The following is a 13,010-nucleotide window of genomic DNA, read 5'->3' on the forward strand; positions in this document are numbered from 1 at the left end:
CGCTTACTCCTGAAGGTCGGCAGTCTGTTCAGAAACTGTGTCAGCCACGCTTTCAACGACTTTTTCAGCCAGGATGACGGTATCGCCATCCAGGAGAAAGCCGGCTCCGGAGCTAATGACCCGTTCACCTTCTGCCAGACCGGATTCGCTGGCTATGAAGCCCGACTCTATAAAATTGAGGTGGATGTTCCTCAGGGTGACCGACTGTTTGTCGGGGTTATAGACAAAAACGTCTGCACGGGTGCGACTGGCATTCACCACCGACTCAATGGGAATCAGTGCCAGCAGTTGCTGGCTGGAGGGAATAAGCGTCACTTTACCCACAAAGCCTGAACGTAATTTGCTGGTGGTTTCAGGGAAGGTGATTTCCACCTGAAAAGTGCCGGTTCGCTCATCGGCCAGGGCGGCCAGACGGGTAACCTGTCCGGTGAATGTCTGGTCAGGCCAGGCATCAAACTGAATCTGTGCCCTGTCGTTTTTTTTGACCCGTACAATCTCTTCATCGGTCAGACCGGTTTTTAACACCCAGCCCCTCGACGTATCGGCGACGACCAGTACTGGCTGGTTGGGTGTTACCAGTTCGTTTTCTTCCACATGACGTCTTAGCACCAGCCCCGGGGAAGGCGCATCAATGCGAGAATAGCGTTGATTAAACAAGGTGATTCGTAAACGGCTCTGGGCAACGGCCAGTTCGGTTTCTGCCGACTGCAGCTGATCCAGAGAGACCACATTATTCTTGTGCAGCTTACTGATTCGTTCCAGATTACGTTTTGCCAGATCCAGCCTTGCCTTTGCTTCGTCAACCTGTGCATTGATCTCTTCCATGGTCAGGCTTGCCAGTAATTGCCCTGCCAGCACCCGGTCACCTTCGTCAACCAATAGCTGTGCAACCGGCCCTGCTGTTTTAAACGACAGTGTTTGTTGAGACTTATAGGCAAGAATGCCACTGGTTCTGATAGGGCGGGAATGTTGCTGGTATTGAACGGTTTCAGTTGCGACGCTGACGGAGGGCTTTCCCTGTGCTGAACTGGCCACTGCGGGTAATGACAGTGTGAAATAAAATGTGCAGGAAAGGGTCAGGGCAACAAACCATGTGTAATGATGCAAAGCAGGCATGGAGGTCTGTCCGAATTTGTGTTTATTGTTGACTTAATGCTAAAAGAGTAATGTGTTCGATGTCAACAATGTTGACGATGAATACATTGATAAGCGATGCTTTAAACGGTTTGAGTGGTTATCAGGTCAATTATGTCTAGCTATCATCATGGAAATCTCCGTCAGGTGTTGCTGATGGAAGCCCGGCAACAGCTGCATAAATCGGGCGCTGAGAAACTGAGTCTGCGTGCTTTAGCCAGAGCGGTTGGCGTTTCCCAGACGGCGCCTTACCGACATTTTTCCGATAAGGAAACCTTACTGGTGTCTTTGATGACAGAGGGTTTTGCAGAACTGGATCAATGCGTTGCCAGTGCAGAGCAGTCATCGGAAAGTATTGATGATGAATTGGTGCATGCCGGGCTGGCTTTTGTGGCCTTTGCTTCAGCAAATCCTGAACTGTACAAACTGATGTTCGGGCCGCTGCTGGCAAAAAAAGAAGACTATCCGCAGTTAAAAGAAAAAGCACTGGGCAGTCTGGGGCGTCTACAGGGCATCATCAGTCGTAAACTGCAAAGCACTGATCAGGAGCTGATCTGGCAAACCACCATCAATGCAACAGCTCTGGTTCATGGTCATGCCAGCATGAGCATTGACGGTATGCCGGCCTGTAACCGCCAGACTGGAGAACCCATTGATCTGCACAAGGCATTGAAAGCCTTTGCCGATGGAATTAATGCCTGAACAAACCCCGGCACAACTCTGAAATCCTCGACTTTGGTATTGTCCAGCCTTGCCGATAGCTGAAACTAGCACGTAGTTTCAATCACCGCTTTCTCTGGATTTTTTCAATGGTTAAAGGACTGACCACATCAATACTGACTATGTCAGTCACCATTATTATCCTGTTTAGCCTGCAAGGCTGTTCTCAGGTTGAACCTGCAGCTTATGAAGAGGGTGAAAAGTGGCCGGGAGGAAAGACATCGGTGACTGTTTCCGGTAAAAGCTCGTTTACCCGTGCTTCAGCCAATATGGCAGCGAATCGCAGACTGGATTTCAGTGTGGGGGACAGTTTCTTTAAAAGTGACTGGGTACCGGCTCCGCAGCCGGATTCTGTTCGCGACGGACTTGGACCTTTATTTAATACCCGCTCCTGTGAAGGTTGCCATATTCTTGATGGGCGAGGGCATGCACCAGAGGATGGAGAGCTGAATGAAGGTGGTCTGCTCATAAGAATCAGCGTGCCGGCGGAAACCCTGAAAGAAAAAGATCAACTGACCCGCAGTGGCGTGATTCCTCATCCGATCTATGGTGACCAGATTCAGGACTTTTCATTGAACAGCGTAAAACACGAAGCCAAAGTAAGGGTTCGTTATGAATATTCGAATATTCGTTTTCCAGATGGTGATAGCGTTCAGATTCGTAAACCAGTCATTCAGCTCGAAGATTTGAATTATGGCCCGCTGCCTGACAATGTGATGATTTCTCCCCGTATTGCGTCGCCCATGATTGGTCTCGGTCTTTTGGAAGCCATATCCGACTCCCAGATTCTGGCTAATGAAGATCCTGAAGATCGGGATGGCGATGGTATATCCGGTCGTGGTAATCGTGTCTGGGATATTAAAAATAAAAAGACGGTACTGGGGCGGTTTGGCTGGAAAGCCGGACAGCCGAACATGACACAGCAAAGTGCCGGTGCTTTTAATGGTGATATGGGCATTACCTCCAGCCTGTTTCCGGATGATAACTGTATGGAAAGTCAGACCGCCTGTAAGGAAGCTGCGCCGCAGGATCATTTGGATATTTCCGATTCCACCCTTGAAAAAGTGGTGTTCTATAGTCGTAATCTGGCTGTTCCCATGAGGCTGGATTCCAAGGAACCACAGGTACTGCTGGGAAAAGCACTGTTTGGCAAAGCAAACTGCAGCGGATGCCATATTCCAAATTACACGACATTAAAAGTTAAAAACTACCCGGAACAGTCACAGCAGAATATCTGGCCTTATACCGATTTATTGCTGCACGATATGGGTGAAGAGCTGTCAGACAACCGCCCCGAGTTTCTGGCATCTGGCAGAGAGTGGCGAACCCCGCCTTTATGGGGCATTGGGAAAACGAAAATGGTCAACCCCAAAGCCACCTTCCTCCATGACGGGCGGGCTCGCACGATTATGGAAGCGATTCTCTGGCATGGAGGCGAGGCCGAAGCGTCAAAGCAGGCGGTGATGGAAATGAGCAAAGATCAGCGTACGGCTCTGGTGAGATTCGTGAATTCATTATAATAAGCACCCATAAGTTCTTATTACGATTTGCTTAAATAATATTTATTTTCCTTATTAGCGATTTAGACCCATACTCTCGCCTTTTGATGCCTTATTGAGAATTTGGAAAGTTATGGGTTACCTCCCTGAACGCTTTCCGGCGCTGCGCGGAAGAACCCGCTGGTTAGCCCGAAGCCTGTTTGTCCTGATGTGTTTGATATGCCTGCTAACCGGTGTTTCATCTCCAGTGGCTCTGATGTTGGGTATTCTTCTGGCACTGTTGCTGGGTAATCCATTTTTACAACTGACTCAGGCTGCGACGGGTATTCTCCTCAAACTCTCTGTGGTGGGGCTCGGTTTCGGTATGAGCATTCATCAGGCTGTGGCTGCCAGTCAGGATGGTTTTTTATTGACCGTCATTTCAATTGCCTCGACGCTTGGGTTAGGCGCTTTACTGGCGCTAAGAATGGGGATTAACCGGCATGCGGGTCAGTTGATTGCCAGTGGTACTGCTATTTGTGGTGGCAGTGCCATTGCGGCGGTGGCACCGGTGATCAAAGCCAGTCATCGTGATATGTCAGTGGCTTTGGGCGTGGTGTTTATCCTCAATTCAATAGCTTTGTTGGTGTTTCCCGTGGTGGGGAACTGGTTGTTGATGACCCAGGAACAGTTCGGACTCTGGGCAGCCATTGCCATTCACGATACCAGTTCGGTGGTGGGTGCCAGTGTCAGCTATGGAGAAGAAGCGCTGGCGATTGCAACAACGGTCAAACTTGGACGGGCGCTGTGGATTATTCCCCTGTCTCTGCTTCTGGCGGTGGTGTCCGGTGGTAGTCTGAGGCGCATCAGTATTCCCTGGTTTATCGGCCTGTTTATTGTTGCCATGCTGATCAACAGCTTTGTTCCGGCCGTTCAGGGGATTAGTGCCGATATCGTTGAGTGGTCGAAAAGAGGGTTGGTGCTGACACTGTTTCTGATTGGTTCCACCATGACCCGCGACCTGTTAACAAGCGTTGGCCTTAGACCCATGCTTTACGGTTTTTCTCTTTGGATGGTTATTGCGCTGGTATCGCTGGGTTTGATTCTGTCTAATTTCTGAAACGGATTCAGGCTCTATACATCAAGATTGTTTTAAGAATAAGCAGCCTGCATCCCTGCATCAGAGGAGAGGGTACTGAACTGCCTTCTCGTCCCTTCCTGTTTAAGTTAGACTCTCGTACACGTATGGTGATCAGACTCTCGGAAAGCCTGACACCATACGGCTGTCTGGTCGGTCATCGCACATTGTGCGAGTTACTATCACAGTCATAAAAAGCCCTTTAAAGGGTAAAACAATAAAAATGTGGGGGACCTATGCGCAAACTACTTCTTTCTCTGGCGGTTTTGATTCTGCCGGTACTGTCGGTTTCGGTCAGTGCCGATAATTATTCCATTGGCACCGGCGGGCAGAGTGGAATTTATTATCCCTTTGGGGGCGCCCTGGCCAAAGTCTGGTCAGACCAGATTGATGGCGTGAATGTTAAGGCTGAAGTCACAGCGGCATCGGTTGAAAACACCATCAAAGTGGTGCGCGGTGACATGATTGCCGGTCTGGCGATGGGTAATGTGGTGCTGGATGCCTACAAGGGCGAAGGCAAATTCCCGGCTAAAATGCCGGTGAATGTTCTGTTTGCCCTTTATCCTAATCTGGTTCATGCCGTTACAACGGCGAAGTCTGATATCAAATCTTTGGCGGATCTCAACGGTCAGCGAGTGTCTCTGGGCGCACCTGGCTCCGGTACTGCGGTGACTTCAGCAGCTCTGCTGGAGTCTCTGGGCGTAGACGTTAATGCTGTGTACCTGAACTTTTCCGAAACCACGAATGCGCTTGCCAATGGTCAGATCGATGCCGGATTCATAGTGGGTGGGCAGGGTGTGGGTGCCGTGACTCAGCTGGCATTAACCCATGATATCCGTATTCTGGATGTTTCTGCGCAGCAGCAGGCTACTTTCAAGTCAAAGTATCCGGCTTACAGCAGCTACACCATTCCGGAAGGCATTTATAACAAGGTGGGATCTGTGGATACCCTGAGTGTCTGGAATGTCATTGTTGTGAAAGCTGACCTTTCCGAAGATATGGCTTACGAACTGACCCGCACAGCCTTTGAAAACATTGATCAGGTGCGCAAGGTGGTTAAGGCAGCCGATGCTACCACGCTGGCCAATGCAGACAGTTTGAACGGTGTGCCACTGCACCCCGGTGCTCTTAAATACCTGAAAACAGTGCAATAACAAGGCGCAGAAAGCTCGACAGAAGACTCGTGGAAGGAGGATGTTATGACGAAGTCGATTATTAAACGGTCAGGCTATCTGGTGCTGGTTCTGGCGGTTTTGCTGTCGGGCTTTCAGATATGGCAGGGTATTACATCCACCCTATCAGCCACGTATTTTCGTCCTGCTCATCTGAGCTGGGTGATGGTTCTCATTTTTCTGCACATTCCTTTTATCAGGAATGAACAACACCGGTTGTATGTTCCCGGGCGTATAATGGATCTGGGGTTAGCGATTGCCGCAGTCGTGTCGGGTTATTTTATAGTCAGCTTTGATTACAACGATATTAACTATCTGTTGTATGGGCTGGGGACTCCTGATCTTATTGCCGGTGTCGTTTGTCTAGCTCTGTTACTGGAAGCCTGTCGTCGTACGGTTGGCTGGGTCATGGTGATCATTGCCGGTGTGTTTCTGGCTTACAGTGCGTTTGGTAATTTTCTGCCGGGTACTCTGGCCACCAAGGCTTACAGCTTGCAGGAGCTGATACAGTTTCAGGTGTATTCCAGTAATGGTGTATTTGGTTCTGCCCTGGGAATAGCAGCGACTACCGTTTTTATTTTTGTACTGTTTGGCGCTTTTCTCGAAGTGACAGGAGCCGGTAAGTTCTTTATCGATCTGGCCTTTGCCATTGCAGGCAAGTATCGCGGGGGGCCGGCAAAAGCGGCTGTGATTGCCTCTGCCGGACTGGGTTCGATTTCCGGCTCAGCCATTGCCAATACGGTGACCACCGGTTCGATCACCATTCCCATGATGAAAAAGCTGGGCTACAAGCCGGAGCAGGCGGCAGGCATTGAAGCAGCCGCTTCCACTGGCGGGCAGATCATGCCACCGATTATGGGTGCCGGTGCTTTTGTTATGGCGCAGTTCACCGGTGTGCCCTATAGCGACATTATGATTGCTTCCATTGCGCCTGCGTGCCTGTACTTTTTCTGCACCCTGTTATACGTGCATATCATGGCGTGCAAACTGGGGCTCAGTTCAGCAGAAAGAACCGAAGCGGTCTGGGACGTTATGAAACACGGGGCACACTTCCTGTTACCCCTGTTATTAATCACGGTTCTATTACTGATGGCCTTTTCACCTCTGCTGGTGGGCGTGATGGGCTGTGGTGCGATTTTGGTGACGGCTGCTTTACGAAACCATAGTCGTATAGGTTTGCAGAAGATTATTCAGGGCATGAAAAACGGTGCCTTGCTGGCATTACCCATATCAGCAGCCTGTGGTGCCGCAGGCATTATTGTGGGCGTGGTTGGTCAAACCGGTATTGGTTTGCAGTTTACCCAGTTTGTGATGACGTTGTCCGGCGGTTTCATGTTTACCGCCCTGCTGTTAATCAGTCTGGTGGCACTGGTGCTGGGTATGGGGCTGCCGGTAACGGCGGCTTATATCGTTCTGGCGGTGATGGCTGTACCGTTGCTGGGTGATTTTGGCCTGCCGGTATTAACGGCGCACTTGTTGGTGTTCTGGTTATCCCAGACTTCCAATGTGACCCCTCCTATTGCTTTGGCGGCGTTTGCCGGTGCCGGTGTGGCAGATGCCAACCCGATCAAGGCATCGATTGAAGCCTTTAAGCTGGCAGCCGGTCTGTTTGTGATTCCGATTATGATGGCTTATTCCGGTCTTATTAATACGGACGGCAATGCTTTTGGTTTTGTGGTGGGTGTTATTCAGACACTGGCGGTCATTATCGCCATGGCAATGGCCGTTGAAGGGTATTTATTGAGGCCGTTAACTCTGGTTGAGCGAATACTCTGCGCTATCAGCCTGCCGTTATTGTTGTTTAATCCGGCAGGCTTTGGGCTTTTGGGACTGTTGATGACCGTTGCCGTGGTTATCCTGCAGTGGCATCGTCGGGCTGCGTTTCCGGCAAAGGAAGTCTGACCTTTAATAGCTATTTATTCTGGCTATGGAGCCTTTATTGAAGCCTTCATAGGCAGTGACTTCAAGGTCTGAGTCTGCGGGCAATGATTGATACATCTCGGCAGCCATATGCTGTGCCAGCAGCTCGACCGTGGAGTCAGTGTCGATCAGGTAGCAGAGCTCACTGGCGAGGGTTAGCTCGAAATACCCCTGATCCGCGGTATAGCCAAAACGGTTATACTGACGTCCGTTTTCTTCAAAACAGTCAAGCCGGTCTTCTCTGGTAGCAATGTATATATCGCTCCACTTCTCTGCCCAGTCTTTTTCAAGCTGGGGGCTGTCTTCCCCATTCACCTGAACGTTGATGGCCGAACGATGACCATGGGCAATTCGCTGGCAGTCACCAAGGTGTTTTTTCAGACCGTGACTGTAATGGTAATAAGCGCCTTTAATGAACTCGTTGTAAAGTTTCAGCTTGACGTCTTTCACATTGTCGGGCAGTTCGGACATCAATGCCTTCTCAAGAATGGGTGTTAACGTTTCTGTGGCAATTTCCTCTGCATCAACCAGTAACATAGCCTGTGCGGGCGCTTTGCAGTTAATGGTTCCGGTGACTGGCGAGTCGAGCGTCACATCCAGACGATCCTTTTCAGCCTCAACTTTAATGGATGGGTGGGCAACCGGAACCAGCAAACGGTGATCCGCCATAAAGTCCAGAGATGCTTTCACCTGCTTTTTGACATGGCCGAAGTCAAACACCATGCCCTGTTCATCAAGGTCACCGTATAAGACCACATCCACTAACCAGGTTTCTCCCACAACACCCCGATCAGGGGAGAGAAAACTGAAGTCGAGAGTGGTGAGCTGGTTTACAAACAGGGCGGTCATAATGGATTTCTTTTTTTATCAGACGTGATCAATAAATGAGACTGAAGTTTAAACCATCTTTCTGATTCTTTCAGGAAGAAGGAAAAATTTCACATGTTAGCCAATTTCTCATTATTATTGCCCCATTCAATGATTAATAAGCGATATCTGGTGTCCTGCAGGCCAACCAGTTCAGGAGTTCACTTTGCACAACCTTCTTAGTACCGGGGATCTTGAGTTTGAATCCAGACATATCTGGCACCCTTACAATTCAACCAATAGCAAGGTGCCCGTTTTCCCGGTGACCGCGGCGAATGGTGTAAAGCTCACGCTCAATGACGGTCGTGAGATTATCGATGGTATGTCGTCCTGGTGGTGTATGGCTCACGGCTACAACCATCCGCAGATGAATCAGGCCATGAAAGCCCAGATTGATACGTTCTCCCATGTGATGTTTGGCGGTCTGACTCATAAACCGGCTATTGACCTTGCGCGCAAGCTGGTGGAAATGACACCGGAACCGATTCAGACCGTTTTCTTTGCGGATTCAGGCTCTGTCGCTGTGGAAGTGGCGATAAAAATGGCCATGCAGTACTGGGTGGTTCAGGGAAATACCCGAAAAACAAAAATGCTGACCTTCCGTGGCGGTTATTATGGTGATACCACCGGAGCCATGTCGGTGTGTGATCCGGTGGGCGGGATGCATTCCATGTTTACCGGCCTTTTGCCGGAGCATCACTTTGTCCCACGTCCTGCCTGTAAGTTTGACGAACCTTTTGACGAGTCGCATATCAGCGAGTTCAAAAATGCGCTGGAATCCATGCATGAAAATGTAGCCGCCGTGATTATTGAACCAGTGGTTCAGGGTGCAGGAGGCATGTACTTCTATTCGCCGGACTTTCTGAAGCGGGTGCGTGAACTGTGTGATGAATACAATGTTCTGCTGATTCATGACGAAATCGCCACCGGTTTCGGCAGAACCGGCAAGCTGTTTGCTTGTGAACATGCCAATACGGTTCCGGACATTATGACCGTGGGCAAAGCCCTGACAGGGGGCTACATGACACTGGCAGCCACCCTTTGTACTGAAAAGGTCAGTGGTACTATCTCGGAAAACGGCGCGATTATGCATGGCCCGACATTTATGGCTAACCCTCTGGCCTGTGCCGCAGCCTGTGCCAGTCTGGATATTTTTGCCACGGGCGAATGGAAGGCTCAGGTAGCCAATATCGAACAGAAACTGCGGGACGGCCTGATGCCCTGTGCCGGGTTCGATACCGTGGCTGAAGTCAGGATTCTGGGCGCTATTGGTGTGATAGAAATGAAAGAACCGGTTGTCATGGAAGAAATCCAACCGATGTTTGTGGACGAAGGTATCTGGGTACGCCCGTTTGGCAAACTGGTGTATATCATGCCGCCTTACATTATCAGCGATGACGATCTGGCGTTTTTGTGCCAGCAGCTCTGCAAGGTGATCAGTCGCATTTAAAATCGGCTTTCATAGAAGATTTCAATCAATGCAACAGGCTCTTTTTGCTTGGTCTGCAGCCCTGAATCGGTTCATACTGACATCATGGGCAACGACTTACGAGGGAGCCAAACATGAAAGTGGTTAAAGATATCGTTCGCAAAAATATCGTTCCTCTTTCATCAGACCTGATGCTGGCGGATGCGGTGGAACGTATTCTGGCATCAGGCCTGACGGGACTGCCAGTAGTAAACGATGACAGAAAACTGGTGGGCTTTTTATCGGAGCAGGATTGCATTGCACAGATGATTTCGGGCACTTACCACTCAGACAGTCGCAAGGTGGTATCGGATCTGATGCATAAGGAACCATTGTCTGTTTCGCCTGAAGAATCGGTGATTGATATTGCCCAGAGAATGCAGGGTAACAAGCCCAAGGTTTACCCTGTGATTCAGGACTATGAGCTGGTGGGCGTTATCAGTCGTAAGGATGTGTTGCAGGCGTTGAGTGAAATGATCAAAAGCGTATCGTATGCCTGAATCTGCCAACTCTTTCACTGACTCAGGGCATATTGGATACGCCCTGAGTCACTCCCTTCAGCTTTCCAACTGTTCGGGTGATAGCTCGCCTGCCTGTTCCAGTTCCTGATTGACCATGGCGGTAACACAGGAGTCGGACCAGACGTTGATGGCGCTTTCCAGCATATCGATGAAACTGTAAAACGGCAGAATCAGCAGCATCAGCTGCAAGTCCACATTCATGGCAGCCAGAAACGCACTGGACAGCATATAGCAGCCCATGGGCACACCCGCATTGCCAATGGCGGCAATGGAGGCAATCAGAACCCACGATAACAGTTCCAGCATTGAAAACTCTACCCCGTTGCTCTGGGAAACGAACAGGACAGTAATCAGAATAAAAGCTGCACAAGCATTCATATTGACACTGATGCACAGTGGCATGCTGAACCGGGCGACTTTGCCATTCACGCCCATGCGATGTTCTGCGCATTCCACCGCAGACGGCAGAGCCGCACTGGATGACTTGGAGAAAAAGGCAATGGTCAGAGCTGGCCACATGGCTTTCAGGGTTTTCAAAGGCGGAATGCCTTTGCTCTTAAGGAACAGCGGTAAAATGACTCCGGCCTGAATCACGTTTGCCAGCAGTACGCACACCAGATAAACCGCCAGCCCCTGCAGCATGTCCTGATTCTGGAAGTCCCGGACAAACAGGGTGACGAATGCCCAGACAGCCAGCGGCATCAGCTTGAGCACAAAGCTGGTCATTTTCATAACCGCTGCAAACAGACTGTCGAACAGTTTGTGCAGGGTTTCCTTGTGATCCTGCCGCAGGGACAGAATGGCGGCGCTCATCAGCAGAGCCAGGAACAGGGCTCCCATGACATTGCCGTTGTAAAAAGGCTCGACAAAGCTCGAAGGAATGATGCTCAGCAGATAATTCCAGTAGCTGACCACTTCTACTCCCTGTTCTGACTGGCTGGCAGCCAGACCCTGATGCGCAGGATCAAGGGTGGTATAGAGAGCCAGAGCCATGGCAGCGGCTACGACTGTCGTCAGGAGGGTGAACTTGAGAACTTTGCCTCCCATGGCTTTGACATCGCCCATACCACTCATGCCTGACAGCGTTGCGATCAGGGAAAAGAAAATGATGGGCAGGCTGACCAGCTTCAGCAGCCGGATGAATATATCGGTAATGACTTCACAGGCGTCATTAATGATTGAAACATCAAGCCAGCCGGTGAATATTCCAAGACCTGCTGCCAGCAGCAACAAGGCAGTCGAGCTGATTTTGTGGTGTTTGTTGCATCGGTCACACATGGTTAATCTCCTTACATCCTTAATCGTCTGGAAAGCGGTTCAATCAGACTGTGTGGAAACAACAACGAGAGTAAGGCTTTTCCGTGTCAGGCCTTTTGATGGTGTTCTTTAACGGGCTCTGCCTGCCGGAAGCGGCTATCTGGACGCGTATTTCAGTATTCATAGACAGATAGATTAGCTTCAGGTTCCGATTTCTCTAATGCGAATTTGATATTTGCTTATGTGGGTTAAAAGCTTGACTACACTATGAGCCGGTGACAATGCTGAAGCCTTAATGGCTTCTGATGCACGCCGGGTTCTTGTTAGACGTTAATTTTGTACGAATGTTTTATTTTTCGATCAGCGTCTGGAGGTGAAGCATGACAATTCGTTTTGATCTGCCTGAGTCACTGGAAGAGTTCGACGAGCAGGAAGACGGGCCAGAGCAGCCCTGTTTTCCCTATCCGGGTTATGATGATCGACATAGAGGCATTGATTTCTGGGCTTCGGCAACAGAGCGTCACCCGGTCCGCCTTCAGTTGAAGGGGGCTTCCGGTAATTTCCGACAGCCTGTAAGCAAGCGCTTGTGCTCTAAAGGTCGGAAAGTTCTGTTAAAGGTTATCTGTTAGTGCCAAAGTCCGTATCGGCAGACTTCTCGGGAGGGATGATTTGGAACTGATTATCTGCCGACATGGTGAAGCGGAGCAGAATGCCGGAGGGTGGTATAACTCAAACCCTGACCACCCCGGGTACATAGAAGCTCATCTGACGTCGAAAGGCGTCTGTCAGGTGCGTCAGCTGGGTTGGCTCCTTCAGTCAATAGGAGTGGCGGCAGACAGCGTCTGTCAGGTGTTTGCATCGCCACTGCCCAGAACCTGTGAATCGGCACAAAATGTGATGGACGTACTGAAGGTTCCAGAACAAAAGCTAACGACGGAGCGGAAACTGATCGAGTCGCAGGTGGGCGACAGGGAGAGCCAGCTGGTTGATCGTTACAATGACATAGATTTCTGGTTTCCGGACAGTCCGGAGTCATTTAATGGTGAAACCAGAGGCACTATAAAATCGAGAATGGTTGATGCCTGTGTTGATATTTATCAGCACTATCGTACTTGTGATGGCTATGTATTGTTATTCAGCCACGGTGCTCCCATCTACTTGCTTCTGGAAGCCTTGACCGGAACAGGTGAGCGTCTGGATACCGCTGGATACAGACAATTGAAAATTACACCGGAAATGTTTTTCTAAACAGATCTCTGCTTTAAAATGCCTGACAACCTTTGCCCCCACTGACCTGATGGCCGGGCACTTTTTTGATTTCAGGATGAATGAAGC

The 13,010-nt window shown here is 50.0% G+C and carries 12 protein-coding genes; 9 read left to right on the forward strand and 3 right to left on the reverse strand.

Annotated features, from left to right (window positions below):
* Nucleotides 1-3: 3 nt before the first annotated feature.
* Entirely contained in the window at nt 4-1,116 is a 1,113-nt protein-coding gene (locus tag EZMO1_RS05270) for an efflux RND transporter periplasmic adaptor subunit (protein WP_051789811.1), read from the reverse strand.
* Between the two features lie 132 nt (nt 1,117-1,248).
* Here EZMO1_RS05270 and EZMO1_RS05275 point away from each other — a divergent pair, with 132 nt between their 5' ends.
* From EZMO1_RS05275 to EZMO1_RS05295, 5 genes are all read left to right on the forward strand, one after another.
* Entirely contained in the window at nt 1,249-1,836 is a 588-nt protein-coding gene (locus EZMO1_RS05275) for a TetR/AcrR family transcriptional regulator (protein ID WP_051789810.1), read from the forward strand.
* Between the two features lie 107 nt (nt 1,837-1,943).
* The gene (locus tag EZMO1_RS05280; protein ID WP_034874957.1) at nt 1,944-3,374 is read left to right on the forward strand and encodes a di-heme oxidoreductase family protein; all 1,431 of its coding nucleotides are present in this window, start codon (nt 1,944-1,946) and stop codon (nt 3,372-3,374) included.
* Nucleotides 3,375-3,486: 112 nt separating this feature from the next.
* Entirely contained in the window at nt 3,487-4,452 is a 966-nt protein-coding gene (locus EZMO1_RS05285) for a YeiH family protein (RefSeq protein WP_051789808.1), read from the forward strand.
* 254 nt (nt 4,453-4,706) lie between these two features.
* The gene (locus EZMO1_RS05290; RefSeq protein WP_034874955.1) at nt 4,707-5,624 is read left to right on the forward strand and encodes a TAXI family TRAP transporter solute-binding subunit; all 918 of its coding nucleotides are present in this window, start codon (nt 4,707-4,709) and stop codon (nt 5,622-5,624) included.
* 45 nt (nt 5,625-5,669) lie between these two features.
* Nucleotides 5,670-7,544, forward strand: coding sequence for a TRAP transporter permease (locus EZMO1_RS05295; protein WP_034874953.1), 1,875 nt, complete (start codon nt 5,670-5,672; stop codon nt 7,542-7,544).
* Nucleotides 7,545-7,547: 3 nt separating this feature from the next.
* Here the strand turns inward: EZMO1_RS05295 and EZMO1_RS05300 are convergent, their stop codons facing one another.
* Nucleotides 7,548-8,411 (reverse strand): 6-pyruvoyl trahydropterin synthase family protein, encoded by an 864-nt coding sequence (locus EZMO1_RS05300; RefSeq protein WP_034874951.1) that lies wholly within the window; start codon nt 8,409-8,411, stop codon nt 7,548-7,550.
* A gap of 184 nt (nt 8,412-8,595) precedes the next feature.
* On the opposite strand from EZMO1_RS05300, the gene bioA reads away from it, so the two are divergent.
* Complete coding sequence (gene bioA, locus EZMO1_RS05305; RefSeq protein ID WP_034874949.1) at nt 8,596-9,879, forward strand: adenosylmethionine--8-amino-7-oxononanoate transaminase; 1,284 nt, start codon at nt 8,596-8,598, stop codon at nt 9,877-9,879.
* A 113-nt stretch (nt 9,880-9,992) separates the two neighbouring features.
* Nucleotides 9,993-10,397 carry a CBS domain-containing protein gene (locus EZMO1_RS05310; protein WP_034874947.1) on the forward strand — a complete coding sequence of 135 codons (405 nt, stop codon included), beginning with the start codon at nt 9,993-9,995 and terminating at the stop codon, nt 10,395-10,397.
* Between the two features lie 57 nt (nt 10,398-10,454).
* Here the strand turns inward: EZMO1_RS05310 and EZMO1_RS05315 are convergent, their stop codons facing one another.
* The gene (locus EZMO1_RS05315; protein WP_051789807.1) at nt 10,455-11,696 is read right to left on the reverse strand and encodes a dicarboxylate/amino acid:cation symporter; all 1,242 of its coding nucleotides are present in this window, start codon (nt 11,694-11,696) and stop codon (nt 10,455-10,457) included.
* Between the two features lie 359 nt (nt 11,697-12,055).
* Between EZMO1_RS05315 and EZMO1_RS05320 the strand changes: the two genes are divergently transcribed.
* Nucleotides 12,056-12,304, forward strand: a complete 249-nt coding sequence (locus EZMO1_RS05320; protein WP_034874945.1) for a hypothetical protein — start codon at nt 12,056-12,058, stop codon at nt 12,302-12,304.
* Nucleotides 12,305-12,344: 40 nt separating this feature from the next.
* Nucleotides 12,345-12,923, forward strand: a complete 579-nt coding sequence (locus tag EZMO1_RS05325) for a histidine phosphatase family protein (protein ID WP_034874943.1) — start codon at nt 12,345-12,347, stop codon at nt 12,921-12,923.
* Nucleotides 12,924-13,010: the final 87 nt, after the last annotated feature.

It is taken from the genome of Endozoicomonas montiporae CL-33 (assembly GCF_001583435.1).
GTDB classification, from domain to species: Bacteria; Pseudomonadota; Gammaproteobacteria; order Pseudomonadales; family Endozoicomonadaceae; genus Endozoicomonas_A; species Endozoicomonas_A montiporae.

Bases quoted from the DNA above. Each gene is read 5' to 3' on its own strand.
- EZMO1_RS05270 (WP_051789811.1), bottom strand. From the start codon at position 1,116: ATGCCTGCTTTGCATCATTACACATGGTTTGTTGCCCTGACCCTTTCC.
- EZMO1_RS05275 (WP_051789810.1), top strand. From the start codon at position 1,249: ATGTCTAGCTATCATCATGGAAATCTCCGTCAGGTGTTGCTGATGGAA.
- EZMO1_RS05280 (WP_034874957.1), top strand. From the start codon at position 1,944: ATGGTTAAAGGACTGACCACATCAATACTGACTATGTCAGTCACCATT.
- EZMO1_RS05285 (WP_051789808.1), top strand. From the start codon at position 3,487: ATGGGTTACCTCCCTGAACGCTTTCCGGCGCTGCGCGGAAGAACCCGC.
- EZMO1_RS05290 (WP_034874955.1), top strand. From the start codon at position 4,707: ATGCGCAAACTACTTCTTTCTCTGGCGGTTTTGATTCTGCCGGTACTG.
- EZMO1_RS05295 (WP_034874953.1), top strand. From the start codon at position 5,670: ATGACGAAGTCGATTATTAAACGGTCAGGCTATCTGGTGCTGGTTCTG.
- EZMO1_RS05300 (WP_034874951.1), bottom strand. From the start codon at position 8,411: ATGACCGCCCTGTTTGTAAACCAGCTCACCACTCTCGACTTCAGTTTT.
- EZMO1_RS05310 (WP_034874947.1), top strand. From the start codon at position 9,993: ATGAAAGTGGTTAAAGATATCGTTCGCAAAAATATCGTTCCTCTTTCA.
- EZMO1_RS05315 (WP_051789807.1), bottom strand. From the start codon at position 11,696: ATGTGTGACCGATGCAACAAACACCACAAAATCAGCTCGACTGCCTTG.
- EZMO1_RS05320 (WP_034874945.1), top strand. From the start codon at position 12,056: ATGACAATTCGTTTTGATCTGCCTGAGTCACTGGAAGAGTTCGACGAG.